Source organism: Sphingosinicella sp. BN140058 (genome assembly GCF_004135585.1).
Lineage (GTDB): Bacteria > Pseudomonadota > Alphaproteobacteria > Sphingomonadales > Sphingomonadaceae > Allosphingosinicella.
Map to the genome: position 1 here is coordinate 4,566,934 of NZ_CP035501.1, position 20,637 is coordinate 4,587,570.

The 20,637-nt window shown below is 61.8% G+C and carries 23 protein-coding genes; 13 read left to right on the plus strand and 10 right to left on the minus strand.

The genetic code is table 11. The annotated features are described in order from the left end of the window. Positions 1-120: 120 nt before the first annotated feature. Entirely contained in the window at positions 121-324 is a 204-nt protein-coding gene (locus ETR14_RS20615) for a hypothetical protein (protein ID WP_129388307.1), read from the plus strand. After that, positions 317-850: a DUF5681 domain-containing protein gene (locus tag ETR14_RS28965; RefSeq protein ID WP_206185880.1), complete on the plus strand. Its 534-nt coding sequence runs from the start codon at positions 317-319 to the stop codon at positions 848-850. Before ETR14_RS20615 ends, ETR14_RS28965 begins: the two co-directional genes overlap by 8 nt. A 172-nt stretch (positions 851-1,022) precedes the next feature. Here the strand turns inward: ETR14_RS28965 and ETR14_RS20625 are convergent, their stop codons facing one another. Beyond that, on the minus strand, positions 1,023-1,631 hold the full coding sequence (locus ETR14_RS20625) for a hypothetical protein (RefSeq protein WP_129388310.1): 609 nt from the start codon (positions 1,629-1,631) through the stop codon (positions 1,023-1,025). Between the two features lie 543 nt (positions 1,632-2,174). Between ETR14_RS20625 and ETR14_RS20630 the strand changes: the two genes are divergently transcribed. After that, positions 2,175-2,975, plus strand: coding sequence for a DUF4253 domain-containing protein (locus tag ETR14_RS20630; protein ID WP_165356551.1), 801 nt, complete (start codon positions 2,175-2,177; stop codon positions 2,973-2,975). A gap of 83 nt (positions 2,976-3,058) precedes the next feature. After that, positions 3,059-3,259 carry a hypothetical protein gene (locus ETR14_RS20635; RefSeq protein WP_206185881.1) on the plus strand — a complete coding sequence of 67 codons (201 nt, stop codon included), beginning with the start codon at positions 3,059-3,061 and terminating at the stop codon, positions 3,257-3,259. 71 nt (positions 3,260-3,330) lie between these two features. Here ETR14_RS20635 and ETR14_RS20640 read toward each other — a convergent pair whose 3' ends face one another. Further along, on the minus strand, positions 3,331-3,540 hold the full coding sequence (locus ETR14_RS20640; protein WP_129388318.1) for a hypothetical protein: 210 nt from the start codon (positions 3,538-3,540) through the stop codon (positions 3,331-3,333). 204 nt (positions 3,541-3,744) lie between these two features. On the opposite strand from ETR14_RS20640, the gene ETR14_RS20645 reads away from it, so the two are divergent. The 6 genes from ETR14_RS20645 (at position 3,745) to ETR14_RS20665 (ending at position 8,455) form a co-directional block, all read left to right on the plus strand. Beyond that, a complete protein-coding gene (locus ETR14_RS20645; RefSeq protein ID WP_129388321.1) occupies positions 3,745-3,954 on the plus strand; it encodes a hypothetical protein in 210 nt (69 codons plus the stop codon). Between the two features lie 245 nt (positions 3,955-4,199). Continuing rightward, entirely contained in the window at positions 4,200-5,297 is a 1,098-nt protein-coding gene (locus ETR14_RS20650; protein ID WP_129388323.1) for a hypothetical protein, read from the plus strand. A 118-nt stretch (positions 5,298-5,415) separates the two neighbouring features. Beyond that, a complete protein-coding gene (locus ETR14_RS20655) occupies positions 5,416-5,835 on the plus strand; it encodes an SOS response-associated peptidase family protein (protein ID WP_243455609.1) in 420 nt (139 codons plus the stop codon). Then, positions 5,780-6,514 carry a DUF2971 domain-containing protein gene (locus ETR14_RS20660; RefSeq protein ID WP_129388328.1) on the plus strand — a complete coding sequence of 245 codons (735 nt, stop codon included), beginning with the start codon at positions 5,780-5,782 and terminating at the stop codon, positions 6,512-6,514. The genes ETR14_RS20655 and ETR14_RS20660 overlap by 56 nt, the downstream gene beginning before the upstream one ends. A gap of 246 nt (positions 6,515-6,760) precedes the next feature. Then, positions 6,761-6,919 carry a hypothetical protein gene (locus ETR14_RS28535; protein WP_165356552.1) on the plus strand — a complete coding sequence of 53 codons (159 nt, stop codon included), beginning with the start codon at positions 6,761-6,763 and terminating at the stop codon, positions 6,917-6,919. 378 nt (positions 6,920-7,297) lie between these two features. After that, positions 7,298-8,455 carry a site-specific DNA-methyltransferase gene (locus ETR14_RS20665; RefSeq protein ID WP_243455941.1) on the plus strand — a complete coding sequence of 386 codons (1,158 nt, stop codon included), beginning with the start codon at positions 7,298-7,300 and terminating at the stop codon, positions 8,453-8,455. On the opposite strand, the gene ETR14_RS20670 is transcribed toward ETR14_RS20665, so the two are convergent. From ETR14_RS20670 to ETR14_RS20680, 3 genes are all read right to left on the minus strand, one after another. Beyond that, positions 8,445-9,518, minus strand: a complete 1,074-nt coding sequence (locus ETR14_RS20670) for a hypothetical protein (RefSeq protein ID WP_165356553.1) — start codon at positions 9,516-9,518, stop codon at positions 8,445-8,447. The genes ETR14_RS20665 and ETR14_RS20670 overlap by 11 nt on opposite strands. Positions 9,519-9,697: 179 nt before the next feature. After that, positions 9,698-10,888, minus strand: coding sequence for an AAA family ATPase (locus ETR14_RS20675; protein WP_129388336.1), 1,191 nt, complete (start codon positions 10,886-10,888; stop codon positions 9,698-9,700). 471 nt (positions 10,889-11,359) lie between these two features. Then, positions 11,360-12,466: a DNA adenine methylase gene (locus ETR14_RS20680; RefSeq protein WP_129388339.1), complete on the minus strand. Its 1,107-nt coding sequence runs from the start codon at positions 12,464-12,466 to the stop codon at positions 11,360-11,362. Positions 12,467-12,933: 467 nt separating this feature from the next. Here ETR14_RS20680 and ETR14_RS20685 point away from each other — a divergent pair, with 467 nt between their 5' ends. From ETR14_RS20685 to ETR14_RS20695, 3 genes are all read left to right on the plus strand, one after another. Next, positions 12,934-13,809, plus strand: coding sequence for a restriction endonuclease (locus ETR14_RS20685; RefSeq protein WP_129388342.1), 876 nt, complete (start codon positions 12,934-12,936; stop codon positions 13,807-13,809). Between the two features lie 140 nt (positions 13,810-13,949). Beyond that, entirely contained in the window at positions 13,950-16,085 is a 2,136-nt protein-coding gene (locus tag ETR14_RS20690) for an McrB family protein (RefSeq protein WP_206185882.1), read from the plus strand. Beyond that, positions 16,082-17,410 carry an McrC family protein gene (locus tag ETR14_RS20695; protein WP_129388345.1) on the plus strand — a complete coding sequence of 443 codons (1,329 nt, stop codon included), beginning with the start codon at positions 16,082-16,084 and terminating at the stop codon, positions 17,408-17,410. The genes ETR14_RS20690 and ETR14_RS20695 overlap by 4 nt, the downstream gene beginning before the upstream one ends. A gap of 46 nt (positions 17,411-17,456) precedes the next feature. Here the strand turns inward: ETR14_RS20695 and ETR14_RS20700 are convergent, their stop codons facing one another. The 5 genes from ETR14_RS20700 to ETR14_RS20720 form a co-directional block, all read right to left on the minus strand. Beyond that, a complete protein-coding gene (locus ETR14_RS20700) occupies positions 17,457-17,666 on the minus strand; it encodes a hypothetical protein (RefSeq protein WP_129388348.1) in 210 nt (69 codons plus the stop codon). 226 nt (positions 17,667-17,892) lie between these two features. After that, a complete protein-coding gene (locus ETR14_RS20705) occupies positions 17,893-18,282 on the minus strand; it encodes a helix-turn-helix domain-containing protein (protein WP_129388351.1) in 390 nt (129 codons plus the stop codon). Continuing rightward, positions 18,279-18,767, minus strand: a complete 489-nt coding sequence (locus ETR14_RS20710; protein ID WP_129388354.1) for a hypothetical protein — start codon at positions 18,765-18,767, stop codon at positions 18,279-18,281. Before ETR14_RS20710 ends, ETR14_RS20705 begins: the two co-directional genes overlap by 4 nt. A gap of 372 nt (positions 18,768-19,139) precedes the next feature. Then, positions 19,140-20,024 (minus strand): sigma-70 family RNA polymerase sigma factor, encoded by an 885-nt coding sequence (locus tag ETR14_RS20715; RefSeq protein ID WP_129388357.1) that lies wholly within the window; start codon positions 20,022-20,024, stop codon positions 19,140-19,142. Continuing rightward, on the minus strand, positions 20,024-20,542 hold the full coding sequence (locus ETR14_RS20720; protein WP_129388360.1) for a carboxymuconolactone decarboxylase family protein: 519 nt from the start codon (positions 20,540-20,542) through the stop codon (positions 20,024-20,026). The genes ETR14_RS20715 and ETR14_RS20720 overlap by 1 nt, the downstream gene beginning before the upstream one ends. Positions 20,543-20,637: the final 95 nt, after the last annotated feature.

Consider the following 20,637-nt stretch of genomic DNA (forward strand, 5'->3'; position numbering starts at 1 on the left):
ATGTTCTTTCTTGTGCAGCGTCAAGGTGTCTTCGAGCGGCCGCGTCCTCCGGCGGTCTCGCTCGGAGGCGCCGCACCAGGCTGCCCGCAGGCTGCGGGCGGCTATGCAGGAGACGGGCAGATGACGAAAGCGCAAAGGCGGGCGCGGGTGAAGGCGCTCGAGACCAAAGTTTTCACCGGCTGGCGGAAGTCCTTCATGGTCATCGACGACGAGCCGATCCCCGAGGAATTCGACGACTCGCGCGATATCCTGATCCGTTGGACGATCGTCGATCCGCCGCCCTGCTCCGACGATCCCTATCCGCGGCGGCCGGCCGATGGGTGATGGCGCTATGGCGATGAACGAGCGCGGCGCCGTGGACGCCCCCGGCGGCACGCGGCCCGGGCGGGCGGCGACCCAGTTCAAGCCGGGCAATCCCGGCAAGCCGCACGGCGCGCGGCACCGGACGACGCGGGCGGTGCTGAAGCTGATGGAGGACGAGCACGAGACCCTGACCCGGCGCACGATCGAGGGCGCGCTCGCCGGCGAGTGGCCGGCGATGCGGCTCTGCCTCGACCGGCTGGCGCCGCGGCCCAAGGACGGGCCGCTGGCGTTCGAGCTGCCGCCGATGGCCAGCGCCCAGGACGTCGAGCGCGCCTCGGCGGCTCTGGTCGCGGCGATGGCCGACGGCGAGGTTACGCCGCTGGAGGCGGCGCGGGTGATGACGGTGCTGGTCGGCCACGCCACCATCCTCGATTCGAGCGAGCTCGAGCGGCGCATCCTCCAGCTCGAGGGCAAGAAGAAGGAGGAGGGGCTGTCGCCGGAGAACCAGCGCCTGCTCGAGGCGGGGCCGCGCTATCCGGAATATTGAGGGAGCTGCAAAGGAGAGACTGAGTGCTTCGGCGCTACCTGAACCGCTGGCGGTCGAGAGCTGAAGCGGTCCGGATAGCTTGATCTACGAGAGGCGGTCGAGCACCGCCGAGCCCGTCAGCGGACTTTCGGGCAGGAGCTTGTGACGCCCGCCTCTCCGCAGTCTTTGCGGCCTATGCGCTGGCCAGGCGCCGAACGACCCAAGCCTTGGCCGACGGATAGAGGCTGATCGCGATGTCCGCGGCGACGGCGGTCGTTGCGGCCGCGGCGATTGCGATCTGCCAAACCGCCGCTTCCGGCCGCGAGGCCAGCCCCGCCGTCAGCGCGCTGAGCCCGATCAGGAATACGCCATCAAGGATCGGCAGCATCGCCTGCAGCGCGTTCCGGGTCGGACGGGTGGATTCGCGTGAGACTTCGGGAAGGCGCTGCCGCACGTCGAGAATGTCGAGCAGCCGGCCGTCTCCGGAATAGGCCGCGCGCCGGAGATCGGAGATGATGTCTTCATAGGTGGCGAGGACCCGGCCCGCGCCGCTGATCGCGCGCGTGAGATAGCGGTTCACCAAATAGACCAGGCCGACGAACGGGAGCAATGCGAAGAGCGTCGCGGTGGTCAGCTTGCCGTCTTTAAGGATCGTGACGACGAACCCGGCCGATGCGACGTCGACCGTGAAGAGGAAGTTCATATACTGGAGCCGTAATTGCTCCATGTGGCGGTAATGGGTGAGGCATTCATGCGCCTCCCCGACATAGGCGCTTGCTGTCGTCTCCGCTGCGTCTGTCATTGCCAATCTCTCCCCCCGGCGCCGGCGGGCCAATCCTGCCTGTGTCCCGTGAGCATTGCAAACGGGCGGCAAGGCCAGCTGTGCTGCGTGTGGGATCGTCAACCGTGAGCGGTTGTACTGCGCAGGGAAACGGGCTCGGGCTCCTCGCCGGCGTCGGTTTGAAGGCACCATGGCGGTGTGACGATTGTGGTCGGAGCGAGCAGGCGAGGCGTGTAGCGCCATGGTCATTCGGTCCGAGCGTGTCGACGCCTCCTCTTCCGCGGCCGAAGCCAACGAAAGAGGGTAGGGCTTCGACGGGCCTCCTCCGGCAAGCTCGGGACAGGCTTCAACTTTGCTCAGGAGAGACTCAGCTCGAAGAAACTGTGGTCGGTGCGCGGGGACGATTTCGCTCAGGAGAGCCTTAGCGCGCACGGACTGTGGGCGGCGCATGTGGGGTGGCATGGATGACCCATCTCGCCGAAACGGAAGGCGAGAGTGCCGCCGGGCCCAGCCCATTTGCCGGGCGGCGGCGGAAGTGGCAGATCGGGCGGGAAGGGGATGAGGATGGAACGGCGAACGATGTTGGTGGGGCTGGCTGCCGCCGGCGTTGCGGGGCGCTTCGGCGCGGCGCGGGCTGGCGCGCCGGAAGCGGGCCGCGGCGGATCGCCAGTCGGGCCGGCCGCGCGGCCGAGATTGCCGTATGAAGTGGTGACGGTGCCGGGCGCGGAGGCCGAGGCGGAATGGCGGCGGCTGCGCGACGCGGGGCGCGGTTGGCCGGTGGTGATCGGCGGCGACGAGACGCTCGCGCAGATTGCCGAGATGCTCGGCGCGAACGAGGCCTCGGCACCGGCGGAGATCCTGAAGACAGCGGCGGCCTTGCGCTTTCCGGACGCGCTCGGATCGTGGCCGGGCGCGCCTGTAGCGGCGGATCTGCGCGCGGAGGAGGGCGCCTGGCCCGGGAACATGCCAGCCGGCGGGGTCCTGCCGGGGCTGATGGTGGCCGCCGACCTGACCAGCGGCGCACCGCTGGCGCGGGTGCACATCCTGCTGATCCCGACCGACAAGAGCTGGGAGGTTCCGGCTTATCTGCGCTGGGGCGGCTGGAACGCATGTCCGCCGCCCGAAGTGCATGTCGCCGTGCTGAAGACTTGGCACGAAGCCTATGGCGCCGAGCTGGCCGGTCTCACCGGCGACCAGCTCAACCTGCGGGTGGCCCGACGGCCGACCAAGCGCGCCGAGGCGCTAACGCTGGCGCGGGATTTCTATCGTTACTGTCCTGATATCTTCGATCAGGGCACGGCCACGCTGGCGCCGCTGGCGGCCGAGCTGATGGCGAACGACTGGTGGTATTTCTGGTGGGACTAAATCCATCGCGTTCGGCTGGCGCCGAACGCGGGGACCTGGATTGTGGTTGAGAGGTGGCGATGACGGATTTCTGCTGCGAACAGATGGCCGGTGATCTGAACCGGACCTGCGACCGGCATTCGGACCGGAGCGACTGTCCGGATGCGCTTATCGCACGGCTGGGCGATGGCAGCTACGGCCTCATCATCCATGACGGCGGCAGCAGCGTCATGGCGATCGCCTTCTGCCCCTGGTGCGGGACCAGATTGCCGGAGGGGGAAGAGGAGGTCTCAGGCGACGGGTAGAGTCGGAGCCGCGAGGTCGCGTGGCGCTTGCGCCGAAGCAAGCTATGATGGCCGAAGGCTGCCAGGCCTTCCTATTTTGTCGCGAAGGCGCGAAGAGCACGAAGATCGCGAAGAAGAGGAAGAATAAGCGGGTGAAACCGATCCTTCAGCAACGCTTTGGCCCATAGAGCGCTGGTATCTTCCTGTCGTGCGTGGATGTCGCGGGAGCGCGGTTCCGGGTGGCAACCACGCGGCGCGAGCCAGCCGCCATTGTTGTTGCTTTGGCTGTCGACGTGGATCATGCGCGCCGACATCCAGGTCCAGTCACGATCGGTGAGCTGGCGGAGGAGTTCTTCGCGCTCGACGGTGCTCGGGATGAGGCTCTGCTGGAATCGGCATGATGCGGTGGCGGTCGTGCCGGCTCCCCATCGGCACGAAGCGCGTCGCACCGGGTTCCAGCCGAGCTCCGCATCCCAATAGTTTCCGGGCGTCTTTTCGAACGCGATATGCTCCTGAACTTCGTGCTGCGCGCAGGCGAGTTCGATCTGGCCGGCGGTCGGGAAAGCGTCGGCCGGCGCGCGTTCGACGCCGGACGGGAGATCGCGGTCGTGGCACCCGCTCGCGGCGGCGGCGAGGAGGGCAAGGAGGAACAGGCGCGTCAGCTTCGTGTCTCCTCGTGCGGGCCGGCGCCGGTGATCTTTCACCGGGCACAGTGACGAGGCAAGCGAAACCGGACGACGCCGTGCCTCGAGACCGCGACGGACCCCGTGCGGTGAATGCGCCGGAGACGGGGCCGGCACTCGGAGGCAGAGTTGCTTCGCGTCGCCAGGAGCCGTGACGGCGATCACGCGCCGATCGCCGCACCCTGGATAGAATGGCGATCTTCACCGGCAATCTCGGCGGCGAGAGCGTCGCCGCGCGACCTGGACGATATCGACGTCGAGCAATTTGGGAGGCCATCATGACCGTGACCATGAAGAAGGGCTTGATCGGAGCGTTCCGCATCCTTGCCGGGGTGCTGATATTCTACGTCTTCATCGTCGTGCTGATGGCCGCCATTTCCCAGCAGAACGTCATGATCAGGCTGAGCGCCGTCGATCAGGCGGCGAGCTACAGTTCGGGATGGAGGCGGGTGGGCGAGATTCAGGCCGATCGGGAGGAGAGGACGGCGTTGAAGGGCCAGCAAGGCCCGCTCGCCGACAATCTGGCAAAGAGCCAGCAGGCTCTCCGCGCGCGCGAGGAGGAATATCATTCCGCCTGGGCGCAGTTCCTCCCCCTTGCCCAGCGGGCCGATGGGATCGCCGCGTGCGACGTCTCTCTCGACGACCCGCGGCTCGACGAATACGCCCCGAGACTCGCGGTCTGGCGGGCCGTCGAGCAATGCGTCAGGGACGAGACCCTGCCTCAGGCGCTCCGCGATCAGTTCGCGACGCTTGCGCAGGAGAAGATCAGTTTCCCGGCGACGTATCGCCGCGCGCTTGCTGCCAACGATGATGTGATGACGGCGACGAAAGCCATGGCCGATCTGACGGCCAAGCTGGACGGGCTCAAGAGCGAGCCCAAGGACGCCGATCTCGAGAAAAGCTTCCAGGAAGTGGACGCCTTGCTCGGCAATTGGCTGCTCGGCGGCCGGACCTTCGTCGCTCTGCCACCCGCGCTGGTGCAGCTGATCCTGTCGGCCGCGGCGGGTGCGTTCGGGGCCTTGCTGGTGACCCTGGTGCTCATCGTCTATCCCAAGACCAACTTCACCTTGGTTTCGCGGAACAAATATGCGCCGCGCATGCTGCTGGGCGCCCTGATCGCAGTCTGCGTCTACGTCCTCCTGCAGGCAGGCACCGCCGTGCTGGGCACCGGAAGCGGATTCGAGGTCGCAAAGGCCAATTACATGACATTCTGCGCGGTCAGCATCCTCGCCGGCATGTTCTCGGATCGCGCCGCAGCCTGGCTCTCCGCGCGGGCGATAATCTTCTTTCCGGCGGATGCGACGGCTGGAGCACGAAGTGTCGACTCACGGTCGTGGCCGGGTGTCCGGGACGGCGTGCCCGAGCATGCTTCGTGAGGGCGTGGCGAGTTGGTTGCGCGGGGCGCTGGATGATGGTGAACGGGCTCCATCGCGTTCTGCGCAGGAAGGCCATCCGGCATCCCAAGCAAGGTCCGCGACAATTTCTTGTAGTCGCATGGCTGTAGCGCCGGACCGGTTTCCACTTCTCCCGCGCGCAGCGAGTGGAAAGCTGCTCGACAGGAAGGTCACCAATGTCCGCAACCTGACCTCGCCTTTCTGGCGATCGTCGCTGAAGGATCCGGCGCGGCGGTGCCTGGTGCCGGTCACCGGCTTTTGCGAGTGGGAGGGGGAGAAAGGCGCCAAACGCGAGCATTGGGTTTCGCTTCGGCTTCCGGTTTTCTTCCGAAGTTTGCCTAGCCGTTGCATGGGATCGACACCGTCCTGCGGTTGGGTTTCGCAAGCGGCCCGGGGGGAGATTGCCGGACATTTCTGTGCAAGACCGCGTCCAACGAGGACGAACTCGCTAACGAGGAGAGGGCATGACCAAGCTCAACAGGTTTATTCGACGTTATACGTCAATCGCCGCAACGATTGATATCCTAAGACGGAAAGAGCTTCCGCTGCTGGATCCGCAGAGTTGGGATGATCGGAATGATCGCTACTTCATGAGCCTCTACAAAGAAGCGCAGGAGATCAACGGGCTTTACGCACTGTGCGCGGCGACCTGCTCAGAGACCTACCATCACTGGCGCGTCTTCACCGCCGCCGCAGATGGTGCCTGCATCGAGATCAAGCGAGGGCCGCTAGAAACCGCTTTGTCAGCGCTCCCCGGAGTGCGCTTTGGCAAGATCGAGTATCTACTCCTTGACGACGTGGAGCAACTCGGTCCGGCAGATCGCGTCAGATTGCCATTCATAAAGCGAGCGGGGTTTAAGCCAGAAACCGAGTACCGTATCATTGCCGAGACTAGCGATGCTCAAACTCCAGCGCTTGCTGTCGAATTCCCGATTGAGCTTATCAACAAGATCTATCTCAATCCTTGGCTCCCAGCGTCGATTGCTGATAGCCTGACCGGAATCTTTCAGAGTATACCGGGCTGTGAAGGGCTTAGCGTCAGCCGCTCGCACCTGATTGACAGCGGTCGATGGAAGCGGTCGGGTGACCGAGTCGTCGGAAAAAAGAAGCCGCCTAAAATCAAGCTCGTCAAACCCGCGGCAACCTCAAAAGCGAAGTCAAAGCCGGCAACGAAGCCAAAGCCAAGAGTAAAAACTTGAAGGGACATGCCGAGGCTGCTGAACGAGTAGTCTCGCTAGGGTGCAAGGGCGGGAATCTGGTAGCAGTGAGAGCGGGCCATGCCGGCAGCGCCTTGACCATTTCGAGCACGAGGGTCTCTTTCGCGGTAGCGGGTAATCGCGGGTGCACGGTTGAGGCTAGGTAAAGCCTCAGCCCACCCTTTGTGTCTGCCGAGTTGCGGCGCTCGGCAAAATCGCCTTTCCTGCGCACGGAAAGGGGGATGGATCATGTGCAATCGGTTCAGGATGACGGCGAAGCAGGAGGAACTGGCGTTGGCGTTCGGGATCGATCCGGAACTGACCATGCCGGAGCTGACGCCGCTGCGACCGCCGGAGATGCTCCCGGACCGGCTCGGCTGGATGATGCTGGGGGGCGCGTTTCCTTGAAGCTGTTCTAGGGAAGGGGCGCACCGCAAACCGGTGGAACAGGGCATGAACATCTGGTAAGGTGGGTGGCGACGCAGTCTCGAACTGAGTCAGGACAGGAGGTGCTTCGAGCTGAACATGGGGCCCGCTCAACGGTATAGTAAGCGCCGCTGAGGCCTCGCCGCAAACTCTCGCGTGGCTCCCCGACGCTCTGTGGCCTCGATCCGGAAGCCGGCGCTGCGAGTCAAGCGCTGTTTCACTCTTGCAACTAGGGGCAAGTTGCCTCAAGAGCACTAGAGCTTGATAGTGACCAATCCGTGTGGATCTGGCTAGCTCTACATGTAGACGGGGGATGGTAGATTGGCCCTCGCCAAAGTCGACTGGTCGCGGCTATATACGATGCTTTGTTCGGGTCTCCAATGGATCTTCGATAACGTGCTGAATCTCAGAAATGACTTCCATGCAGTCCCGAGTCTCCTGGAGGCTGGACGCTCAGTGCTCGCTCACGGAAGGGCGGAGGATCTTCTTCAAGCGGTGCATTGGTCACCCGGGTTGGCCCGCTTGGTGCTAATTGATCCACCGTATAACAGACGCACGAGATTCCACCATTACGATGACAGCAGCCATAGTGAGGTATGGCTTCAGGAGCTGAGAGAGAACTGCGTACGGCTCAAGCATTGTCTAGCAGTCGACGGCAGCCTCTGGATGCATATTGACGATGCAGAGATGCCTGCGGCGAGAGTGATGCTCGACGAGATATTTGGTAACAAGAACTTTGTGGCCACGATAGTTTGGCAAAAGACTGTAAGTCGTGATAATAGAACGGCAATCTCTACGACTCACGAGTACATTCTCGTCTATGCATTTGATAAGAAGTTATGGTCTAAGAGTCGTCATAAGCTGCCGGCAACAGAGGAGCAACGATCAAGGTACAGGAACCTTGATGGAGACCCGAGAGGCCCATGGACATCAGGCGACCTTACTGCCAAAGCGGGTCCGGGCCGGCGCAAGGAGCAATTCTATAGTATCGAAACGCCCTCTGGCCGTGTCGTATCCCCAGCGACCGGTACCTGCTGGCGGTTCACACGGGAGCGTCTAGACGAGCTCATTGCTGATGGCAGGATTGACTTTGGCACGGGGAACAAGATGCCGCGACTTAAAAGGTTCCTAAGCGAAATTGACCCGGGTCTCGTGCCGGATACATGGTGGGAGGGTGTGACGGTTGGCACGGCAGATAGTGCGAAGCGTCATTTGAAGTCGCTGTTTCCGAAGCTAGTTCCGTTCGAAACACCCAAGCCTGAAGAGCTTACGGCGCGGATACTTCATATCGCAACAGATCCGGGCGACCTGGTAATCGACGTTTATGGCGGATCTGGAACGACAGCTGCGGTGGCGGAGAAGATGAGCCGTCGGTGGTTGACCTCGGAGCGAGAGGAAAAAACCTTCTTCGAGTTTACGCTGCCAAGGCTCAAAATGGTTGTTGAAGGCCGCGACCCAGGAGGCGTAAGCGAGAAGTACAACTGGGCCCTTGGACGTCAATTCGAAGTCATTGTGTAAGGCAGTTCCTCAGGAATGACTGCATCTCGCTCCGTAGCATCTCAATTCCTTTCTTCGTGGAGAACGATCCTAGGCCTACCTTCGCAATTGAGACGACTTGCGGGTTGCCTTCAGCGACCGGCGTGTAAGCCCGATGCGATATGCCGTCATCTGACGTCGGATACATGAGAGCTACATGCCGCACGCTACTTACAAGGCCTGCCGATAGCACCTGATAGAAGTCGATATTCTTGGGGTGCTCACCCAGCGTTTTGTATTTGGCGTCCGCATGCAGTACATGATGCTTTCCGCGCCGAACTGTTATGTCTGGCGTCGTGCGGGTTGTCTGTATAGTGCCGGAGAATACCGTGGTTGCAAGTGGCAAACTCTCCTTTGTTACCGATAGTCCGAGAGGCCGAGCAGCCTCTGCAAAGAGACGGCGGACAGCACGCTCAAAGAGATTCTCAGAATCCCATAAGAACCCCGGCAATGTCAGCTCACCCGATTCGTAAGCCACTTGGCGATCGTCAGCGAGCATCTTCGCGATCTCAACGGCGTGAGCTAGGTGCGGATGGTGGCGACGAGCTGACGGCACGACGGCTCTCCGAGTCCAAGATGATTGTACGTTTGGTAGCTCGCCAGCCCAAGATCTAAGTTGTTGTCTTCTACCAGGATCCTCGACGGTCAGCTCTAATTGGTTGCCCGCCCACTTGAGAAGCCTGTTGGTAGGCACATCGCGCGTCAGCTGAGATGCCATTACACCGAGCTGTCCCGTGACCGGAAGTAGCCGCTTGTAGTCCCTTGGGTCCAATCGACCACGTAGGAAGGGGCTGCGGAACCGCCGCTCGCTGTACCCCAGCGGATAGCCACGAGCGCTGGCTCCTCTCAATGCGCCAAGAAATAGCTCCGCGATAACGTCTGCAATGCCTTCCTCGTCGGCAGATGTCCCGCTCGCGTCAGACAAGGTTTCTATGCCATGCCCATAAGCTAGGAAGCGCCACATGGCGGACCGCCAGCCCGCTCCACGCGAGGCACGGTTTATGAATTTTGGAGCGATCTCGACGCTTAGCTTCCCGATCTTCACAAAGCCGGCAACTCCCCGAGCCGACAGGAGGTAATTGCCTGCTGGTGAGGGCAGTAGCCGAAGAGGCTCCTCTCGCAGCTTCAGCGACTTCCGCCAAAAGGCGCTTGCCTCTGCAATAGCGACTGTCTCCGAGCTCGAGAGTCTTAGCGTGACGGGCTCGCCGTTCTCTGTTAACTCCATTATAGCGCAAGGCTTTGTAATACTCGAACTGCGTGAGCTTCTCCCAAGTGTCGAAGTGGCACCAGGTCTAGCGCGCCCCGAACTGGGGCATCGTCCCCGAGACGTTGCCGATCGCGGAATGCAGGTTGGGTCTCGGAGCCGGGCTCGATCTTCAAGATATCTCGTAGCGCATCCAGCCGACCAGTATACCGATCGATGATCTGGGGAAGGATGGCGGTATCCCAAGCCATGGCCAACGCGCTCCATCTGGCTTCAGGAGCGGCCCTCACTATCGGCCACACAAGGGAATGCCCGATCTCGAAATCATCACCCAAATCCGCGGCGATGTGGCTATTTATCCGGTCCAGCATGAGGATCGTGGTCTCTTCTGGACTGAGCGTGCCTAGCTCTTCGGCTCCCTTCCTGACAGCAGAAGCCTTTTCACTCAGAGTGCCTAGGTCAACCGAAAGGCGTGACGCAAGCAGCTCTACATTAGGTCGCATTTCGATGCGGTGGAACCTTCTTGTCAAAGCTGAGTCCAGCGGAAGTGCCGCCTTATCCACCGAGTTCATCGTTGCAAGTAAGTATACGTGCTCAGGAAAAGTCCAATCATCAGGCAAAGAATGCGCATCTCCGCCTCTCAGCATTCTAATCTGTTCCGATCTGCCATTAGTATACTCAACTCCTGGCAAGCTTACTTTTAAAGCGCGGCTATTTATTGTGCCAGATCTGGTGGCGCGATATTCCGGATCAAGTAGAGTTATAAACTCTCCAAAGACCTGGCTTGTGTTAGCGCGATTTAATTCATCGATGATTAGCAGGCAGCCATCCGGACCATTCGGCTCATGTACACGAACTGCCAGCGTCATGAGGAGGCCAAAGTGAGGTTCAAGGACAATGCCGCTTCCCTCCGGCTTTGGTCGCCTTCCTAAAATGAACTCTTCATAAGAATAACTTTGGTGGAATGTCACCCATTCCACAGCGATATTGATCGGTATCTCGTCTGACGTCTGGGATGCCGCCGTCCCAAACTGTTGATCAGTCGAACCGAGGCGTAGCGTTGGGCGTCCGCCGGCTGCGCCGCGCGCGGCCAGCCGGGCAATGACCTCCGAAACAACCCAAGTCTTGCCCGTGCCGGGAGGGCCAGAAAGAAGTACGTTCTTATCAATCGCCAACGCCGAGATTATCTGCTGAACGAGATCGATGCTCATCCCTTAGGCGCCTCGTATTTCCAATAGCCTCCGCGTGAAGGCCCCCACAAGATTTTTGCAAACGGGAGCTTCCGCTCCCTTTCGCTTGGTTCTCCTGTCGTAAAGCCCGCCCAAACAGTTCCGTCTTCAGCTCGGGCAAGATATATATGTAAGCCGCCAACGCTTTCCAATAGGCGCTTTGCGTCGCTTGTGGTCTCGCCGCTGTTGAGCGTTGGAAAGCCAGCGGCCGGGCTCCATGCTCGGAGGCGTGCATGTCGATGTCGATTCTGACGGGCGATCCGCATGCGCTTCGCGGATTTGGCCCAGAATTCCAGCCTCTCTGGCGATTGTTCCGGGTGAGCTCTGTTGCTGACGTTCATGATCAGTGGTGTGCCGTTTGGCGGGAAGTTAGATGCAAGGAACGTCAAGAGAGGTTCGACTAACGTGGCGGGAACTTGGATGTATAGGTGCCCCCCTCCACTTGCTGGCTTGTCAGCAATTGATCGTTCTATGTTGTACAGATCGCTTGGATTGAGCCTTAGCGACCAGAGTTCGTCGATCTCCATCTGTCCGTGCATTTGATGATGTCTCCACGATGTAAAGGTGCTCGTGCACAGCGCCAGATTTCGCAACTCGCGCGTTGCTTCGAAATCTTTCAATTGGCGTATGAAGGCGCTTCACCGAACCGTATTTCTCAAGCAAAGACATAAGCTCCGTGCCAGAAATATGTCCATCTTCACTGTAGCTGATAAACACCCAATCAGACTTTACGTTCGACATCGTCGTCTCAAAAGCTGCCTTGGCACGACGGCGATAGCAGAAGTCAGAGGCTTGAGGGTACCAGTCACGGAGGCCGCCGTCGCCGACGGGGTCCGGTTCGTCTTCTTGAGCAATCGTCTCAAGAATATGGTAATTCCCGCCGTACTGGCGTTTGGTATATGGCGGGTCAAGGTATACTGCTGCTGCTTCTGTCCTCGCCGAAAGATCTTCGACCCTTCCTTGCATTACCTCGTGCTTATAGCGATATCGGGAGGGTTCGCTTGGTGCGATCCAAAGCGGCGCCAAGCTAGCAGGGTTCCAGGACGATCGATAGTAACCGTATGTTCCAGCGATATTGGCTACCCGATTTACAGCTAAAATAAGATCGTGGAGAAGAAGGTCAATGTCATCGTCAGCCACGCCGCTTTCGCGCCATTCTCGTAGCTTTCGCCGGATAGCATCAATTCGGGCTGCGTTGTGGCCGGTGAAGTACATCCGCGGCTTGCATCCGTTCTGCGGCTTCCCCTCGTCGCTGTACTCTCTCCAGAAGAAGCCGCGCTCCGGAGCAAGAGCGTTTAACACCTCGATCGCACGACCGTATTCTAGTCGCGAGCCGAACGCGGTGCCATCGTGTAGCAACCTTGCGCGAGCATGCAGCGTAGGGAACCTCAGCTCATCCGACGCGATCACCCGCAGCCCGTGCTCGGCGAACGTGGCGGACATTGTCGCAGTGCCGCACATGGGATCAGCGATCGAGGTGCCCGGGGGAAGCCTCTCCGCTACAATGGATCCGATCCAATCCGCAATGCGAGCTTTGTTGCCTAGATAACGGTACGCCATATCTCTTAGAATTTTGAATCGGGCGGGATGAGCCAATCGTTGGGTTTCGTCCTTCGGTCGGCCCGGCCGCGGGACAATGGGGGATCAAAGGCGGCTTGTCATTACAAATCGGCACGCAGGGCGTGGCACTTTCTTGTGGGCATCGCCTGTGAGGTGCGACCTCTTCGGTTGAGCTTCGGCACGTCGTACCCAAACGTACTCGTCTGGGCGCCGATCGCCCCCCTCGATCGCTTACGGCCGTCTGGGGAGCAAAGTTTGGCAGCTCCTTTACCTGAACTCACCTCAGGAGGTGGTTGGGGGGGGGGCGGTGAGAGCCGATTGCTTCTTGATCCATATAGGCGTTTGCGCGGTGGGCCTCACTTGTCACCGCTAGCGGTCCGAGCCGACGACGAGCTGCTCGGTTGGCTTCGCTTAGCTTGACGGCACGCAACGTGTCGGAGAGACAGTTCTGAAGTGAGGGATCAGGAATGACCGTTAATCTTCCAAAATATGATGACTTTATGCTACCCACCCTTCATGCCGTTCAGCATCTGGGAGGATCCGCATCAATTAAGGAGATTGAGGACGCACTAACGGAAGCCATGGGGCTGACGCAGGTACAGCTCGACGCCGCATATTCGAAGAGCGGCGCCCTTATCGCGCCGGATCGCATGTCTTGGGCGCGGAGCCATCTCAAAATCGCAGGCCTCCTCACGAGCGGGGGAAAGGGCATCTGGGTCCTCACGGACGCGGGACGAGACGCAGCCAACCTTACGCCGGCGCAGTTGAAGGCCGAGGTGAAGAAACGTAGCGCGTCGCACCACGCAAAGATTGTCGCCAAACGCGAGCAGGCGCGCGCCGCTGGCATTTCGGAAGAAGACCAGGGCGATACTGCCGAACCGGAATGGAACGAACTCCTTCTCGAGCAGCTCAAAGCAATGAAGCCCGATGCGTTTGAGCGGCTTGCGCAACGGCTGCTGCGGGAGAGCGGATTCGTGAAGGTCGAGGTGACCGGCAAGTCGGGCGACGGTGGCATCGACGGCTCAGGCGTGCTGCGGATGAACCTGATTTCGTTCCAGGTTCTATTTCAGTGCAAACGCTACAAGGGCTCTGTCGCGTCGGAGGTGGTCCGCAACTTCCGCGGCGCCATGCAGGGGCGGGCGGACAAGGGGCTGATTATCACGACCGGGACGTTCACCTCCGAAGCGCGGAAGGAGGCGACGCGTGACGGGGCGCCGGCGATCGATCTGATCGACGGGGAAGCCCTTTGTGAGTTGCTTAAGGAGAAGGGGCTCGGAGTCGTCGTGAGGCCGGTGATCACGGAGCATGTGGTCGTGGTGCCAGAGTTCTTTTCGGAAATTTAGTTCCGAGAGCTCGTAAGTCTCACGCTCGTTTGATGCGTCAATGCCTGTCCTAGTCCGCGAGCTTACTTTGCTGAGGGGCATCAATCAGCTATGAAACGACGTACGAACGATGTGGCTTCTGGCGGTTCGAGGTGAGTCCGATGATTGAATCTAGAGAACAGTACGATCTTTGGAGCGAATTCTTAGCAGCTTGGCCGCTCGAGCGGCTGCACAGAATGTCTCTCGATGAGTACACACAGGCGGGCTCCAAGGATAGCTTTACCTACTGGATTGAGTCTCGCCTCGACAAAATCGGTAGTATATGGGGTGGGTCTGCGTTTAAGTTTGGTGTATTTTCGCGCAGGGCTGCAGAGGCTAGAGATTCTGGTGACAAACTCCGCTACAGCGACTCCTACGGTTGGTACGCTTCGCTAGGTGCTACCCCAGAAGAGGCTTTTGAGAATGTACGGGCGCACGTTGTCCAAATAGCAAACCTTGCAGCGCAAGGCGATCTGCGCGGAATCGAGCGCTATCCGCATTTTGGCGAAGCAGTCAAATGGAAGATTGCTTTTCACTATCAAGACCGAAACAATCCGACGATTGTAAACATATTCAAGCGGGCACCGCTCGCGGTTTTTAGCGGTAGTGGCACTGATGACGGCATGGCAAAGCTTCAAGCGTCCGCTCTTGCACTTCGCCCGAGCAGCACAGGTATAATCGAGTTTGGTCAAAAAATCTGGACCGAATGGAGTGCAAAAAGCTTGAAGATCTGGAAGCTTTCGCATGGCGGCCAAGGCAACTTTACGGAGGAGGAGCGCCAAGGCTTTCTGGCTTCACGGATTGCTTTGATGCATCAAGACACAGGCAAGGGGCAAGGCGAGAAGTTCTCGGAGAAACACGCTGGCGAGTTATTCTTTCTTTGTCACGGTAACAGTCCGCAGCTCATTGGCCAGTTCACCTCTGAGACCAGCCCTTCCGATAAGGGCGAGGGTTGGCTGCAACGCAGCTACAGGATCCTTAAAAGCGCCCAGCGAACTGATCGATACACGGCGAATTCGAAGCTTTGGTCTCCGCAAGGGAACTCCACCTTCTGGCGGGTGGGTGAGCACGATCTTCCAGAATTCGAAGAAACGTTACTCAAACCGTTCTTTGGAATGGATCTTGGTGAACTTGCAGCGCTTGCTGGAGTAACCACTGAAGATGCACCCGCTGCACCGATCCTTGCACAGCCGCAATCTTCTAATTTGAGGAAATTTCCCTCAGCGCCCCTTTCGACTAACCTTATCCTCTACGGTCCACCAGGCACGGGTAAGACATACCGAACAGCATTGGAGGCAGTTCGGCTCTGCGATCGGCTCGACAAATCGGACCCACTATCTCAGCACGGGATACGACGGAGGGAGCTACGTGATCGTTATGACCAGCTCGTCGACGCAGGTCGGATAGAAATGATTACCTTCCATCAGAGCTATTCGTATGAGCAGTTCGTAGAAGGCCTTCACCCAGTCACCCAGCACAAGGCGAAACCAGATGGTGGAACTAGCGAGGTGTCTGGCCACAGTGGCGAGATAAGTTCGGGTGCCATCGGGTTTCATCTTGAGCCCAATGACGGTGTTTTCAAACGATTTGCGATTGTTGCCGAACGGAGCGAAACATCCGAACCCTACGTCCTCATAATCGACGAGATCAATCGTGGTGACATTTCCAAGATCTTTGGCGAGCTGATAACGTTACTTGAACCCGATAAGAGGCTGGGCCAGCCAAATGCGCTTACGGTGAAGCTGCCTTATTCCGGCGCTACGTTCGGTGTGCCGTCGAACCTGCACATCATTGGCACGATGAACACGACCGACCGTTCGATCGCGTTGCTGGACACCGCGCTGCGGCGCCGGTTCGAGTTCCGCGAGCTGATGCCAAGACCCGACCTTCTCGACCCAGTGGATGGGATCGATCTGGCTAAGCTGCTGACTCTCCTCAACGAGCGGATCGAGTATCTGTTCGACCGCGAGCACCAAATCGGACACGCTTATTTTCTCGGCTGCGGATCGAAGGACGACCTTGATAAAGTGATGCGCCACAAGGTCATCCCGCTGCTCGCCGAATATTTCTACGAGGACTGGAACAAGGTCGCCGCTGTGCTCGGCGATGCGGACGAAGGCGAGGGCGACCGCACCGGCGGGTTCCTAGTGCGCAGGGCACTGCAGCCGCCCGCCGGCATCGGCGGCTTCGCGGCGTCCGGCCTCCGTTTCCGCTGGAGCGTGCGCGATGACGGGTTCGACTACGCCAAGCTGCAATGATCCGCCGGACCATCCTCGAGTGGCAGAGCATCGCCTATGGCGATGACGACAAGACGATACCGGAGAGCGTCGCCGACCGGATCGCCGCCGCGGCAGCGGCTTCCCCGCTTGCCGGGCGCGGAGGCTCCGGGGTGATCGAGCATGGCCGCAAGGCGCTGCGGGCGCGTGGCGTTGTCGGCGTCATTGCGGCGCAGGGCTGTGCGCTCGAAATTTTGCCGAAGATCGAGGGGCTCGGCGAAGGTGAGGACGAGGCGAGCCGGACATCCATTCGCGACCGGCTGATCCACATGCTCGGCGTTGCCTATGATCTCGATATCGCTAGCGCCGATCTCACTGCACTCGGCCTGCAGAACGAGACCCTTCTCGAGGTCCTGATCGCACGGTTTGCCGGCATGCTCGCCGATGCCGTTCGGCGCGGCATGCCGCGGCGCTACGTTCCGCACGAAGAGGATCTGCCGGCGCTGCGCGGGCGGCTCGATGTCGTGCGCCAGTTCACCACGCTGGCGGCAAGCCCGCAGCGTCTCGCCTGCCGTTTCGACGCGCTCTCACCGGACATTGCGCTCAACCAGATCATGAAGGCGGCGGTGACACGCTTGTCGCGAGTGGCCGTGCGCGCCGACACCCAGCGGACGCTCGCTGAACTCGCCTTCGCCTATGCGGACATTGCCTCCGTTGCGCCACGTGCGTTGCGCTGGGACGCGGTGCAGCTCGACCGCACGAATGCACGCTGGAAGCAATTGGTGGCGCTCGCCCGGCTGCTGCTCGGCGGGCAATATCAGAGCAGCTCCGGCGGTGCGTCCGAAGGCTTCTCGCTGCTGTTCGAGATGAACGCGTTGTTCGAGACCTATGCGGCGCGCATGCTCGCGACGCTGTTCGCCGGAACCGCTTATCGGGTGGTGGCACAGGGTGGCCGGCGCTTCTGTCTCGACGAACTTGCCGGCGAGGAGGTGATCGCGCGCCGCTTCCAGACCAAGCCGGACATCTTGGTGATGAAGGGGCAGGACATCGCCCTGCTGATCGACACCAAGTGGAAGCGGCTGAGCGCGCGCATCGACGATCCCAAGCAGGGCGTGAGCCAGGCCGACGTGTACCAGATGATGGCCTATGGCAGGATCTACGGCTGTCCGAAGCTGATGTTGCTTTATCCGCACCATGGGGGGCTTGGGCAGGCCGGAGAGAGTGGCCGCTACCGCGTCACGGGCTGCGCCGATGAGTTGGTAACGGCTACGCTTAACATGGGGCTGCGCCAGAAAGATGTGTCGGCGGAGCTAGCGCGGCTGCCTACGATTGTGGCGTTGCTGGAGCGAGCGCAGGTGGCAGCCTGATCACCGCGGCAGCCGATAGCGGATCGTAAGCGAGGCTCCCTTGCCCTCAATCGGCGCCGAGAGGATCTCGTCGCCCGCGCGTTGCGCGTCTCACATCGCCGCGCAGCAGAGCGGCATCTGATTGTCTCGCGCCGGGATAGCCGCCGAGCGGACGGTGGAGGTCTCCGGCGTTCACGTCGAGATAGGCGTCGCCGCGCAGGGCGGCTCGGCAAAGCTGGGCCTCCAGTTCGGCGCGGAACTCGTCCTTGGTGGGCATGGGCTCTCTCCCTCTGCTTCGATGTTCGAGGCGGACGTGGCGGGTTCAGGCGGCGCGTCAGCCTGCGGGAGAGTGTAGGGAAAGCCAGCGGGCGTGGCATTTGGCCAAAAGGGCAGCGCGGGTACTCTTTCGAGAGCCTCTCTCGATCGGCGATACGTCCTTTGAGGTACCCCAACAGATGGGCGGCCCCTCCCTGAGGCGGCGAGCGCGACGAGGAGAGCGTCCGCTACCCTGCGGCGGCCTCCTGATCGGCGAGGAACGCGGTGATTTCGCCGAGCACGGCGATGCAGTGGCGCCTTAGCTTTGCCGTTTGCTCCGGCCCTTGCGGTCCACCTTCGCGCATGCGGGCGAGTGCGTCCTTTGCTGCCGCGAGGGCTTCGAGCACATCCTGCTCTTCCTGCACGTCCGTGTTGCGATCGTGCGGCCGGGTGGGCGCGGTGTCCGTGCCGGCAGCGCCGGCGAGATAGCGGACGGCGAGGATCGTGCGACGCTCGATCGGCTTTACGCCGCGCTCCATCATGCCGATGAATGTGCCGGTCAGGCCGAGCGCCTCGGCGAGCCCGCCTTGGCTCATCGCCATCGCCTTGCGCTGCGCCTTGAGCTCCTCGCCCGTCATTCGGCGCGATCTCGCTGCTTGCCGCTCTGCTCCGCGTTCCCGCCTTCCCGCTGCAGCTCCGGCGCGAAGGGGAGCATCGAGGCATGTTGCTTCTCCTCGTCCATGCAGAGGATGTCGAGTGCGCGTTCGACATCCGCAGTGTCGGAGAGGCCGGCCTCGACGGCGAGGGAGCCGACCACCTGGTAGGCTTCGGCGATGATCTCCTCGAGTTTGGCCTGGCGGGCGATGAGGCCGGCGAGGAAGGTGGCCGCGGCCTCGCCGTGGACGGCGAGGGTGGCGGCGGACGGCGTTGCCGATTCCTCGTCGCCGCTGCCTGCGGTTGCGGGCGCAAGCGCGATCCGGACGCCATTGGCGAGGCGGAGGTGGGGTGCGTCGCCGGTACCGGGTTCGCAAGCATAGTCGATGTAGGCGCTGTCCAGGGCTTCGGCGATCTGGCGCTGCAGCGGGTTGGCAATGGCGGCGGCTTGGGAGGGAGTGTCGTTCACGCTGGGTCTCGGTGTGGTGCTGGTGCGCCATTGTGCCGGAAATCCGGGCGTGCGCCAGATCGAAAAGGGTTGATCGTGAGAGGAGGGAGGCAAAGCGCTCCAATGGGCGCCGAGCCAAGTCTCCTTGGGATGCCAGCTTTCGCTGGCATGACGGGGAGGAGCCGGACTGGCGAGGGGCTGGCATGAGGGGGAGGCGAAGTGCTCCATGGGCGCCGAGCCAAGTCTCGCTGAGATCCCAGCCTGCGCCATCCCATCGAAATGGCATTTCGATGGGGACCCGGTTGGATGACGAGAGGGGAGAGCTGGGATGACGGGGAGGGGGACGGAAGCGTTGTCGACGCTGGGTTTGACGGGTGACGCGGGCGCCGCGGCTCAGCCGTCCAGATGCCCGAGTTTGTCCGGGTTGCGCACCACGTAGATCGCCGTCACCCGACCCTCCTCCACCTCCAGCGCCGTCGTCTGGATCACCCCGTCGGCTTCGCGGGTGACGAAGCCGGGGAGGCCGTTGATGTAGGCGGTGCGCAGCAGGGTCGAACCGTATTTGCGGAACAGGATGCCGAGCGCCTTGTGGATCTTCAGGACATGGTCGCGGCCGAGGATCGGGGCGGGGGCGGCGGGGCGCTTGCCGCCGCCGTCGGCGTGGCTGGTGACGTCCTCGGCGAGCATCGCGCCCAATGTCTCCATGTCGCCGCTCCGGGAGGCGTGGAAGAAGGCCTCGGCGAGGGCGAGGCCGCGCTGCTGCTCGACCTTGAAGCGCGGGCGTTCGGCGCGGACGTGGGTGCGGGCGCGGGCGGCGAGCTGGCGGCAGGCGGCGGCGTCGCGGCCGATCGTCGCCGCGACCTCGTCGAAGGGGAGGCCGAAGACGTCGTGGAGCAGGAAGGCGGCGCGCTCGAGCGGGGAGAGTCGTTCGAGCGCGAGCATCAGGGGGAGGGTGACGTCGTCGTCAGGCTCGGGCTCGGCTGCGACCACCGGCTCGGGCAGCCAGGGGCCTATGTAGGTTTCGCGGCGGTGGCGGGCGGACTTGAGCTGATCGAGGCAGAGGCGGGTGATCGTGCGGCGGAGGAACGCCTCCGGCACCGCGACCGCGGCACGATCGGCCCCCATCCAGCGCAAGAAGGCTTCCTGCACCACATCCTCGGCATCGGCGACCGAGCCGAGCATGCGGTAGGCGAGACGGGTGAGCTTCGGGCGCAAAGGCGCGAAACTGGAGACCGCATCTTCCGGAAGCTCGCAGGGGATGGGGGCCGGGGCGTCCATCAGGCGAGGGCCGGCTGGGGGTTGGGAGCCGGCGCGGCGGGGGCCTGGCCCGCCTTGGCGGCGGCGGCGGCGGGCGCCTTGCCGGTCTCGTACCAGAGGTGGAAGCCGACGGCGAGGCGGTTCCAGCCGTTGATGACGTTGATCATCAGGGTGAGCTTGACCTGCTCCTCGGGCGTGAACTCGGCCTCGAGCGCGGCGCGGGCGGCGGCGAGATCGGCGCCTTCGGAGAGGCGGGTGAGGGCCTCCGTCCAGCCGAGCGCGGCGCGCTCGCGGTCCGAATAGACCGGCGCCTCGCGCCAGGCGGCGAGGAGGTGGAGGCGCTGCTCGGTCTCGCCGGCGGCGCGCGCCTCCGCCGTGTGCATGTTGAGGCAATTGGCGCACTGGTTGATCTGCGAGCTGCGGATCTTGACCAGCTCGGTGAGGCTCGGCTCAAGGCCGGCGGCGATGTGGACGGAAGCGTCCATCCACGCCTTCATCGCGGCGGGAGCGGCGGCGAAGGGATTGAGCGTCGGGGTCATGATCGGGTCCTTTCCTGTGAGTTCCGGTGACATGACGAGGCGGGCCCAAGCGGATGTGACATGGCGGGGCGATTTTCTCGCGAGGGTGACGTGGG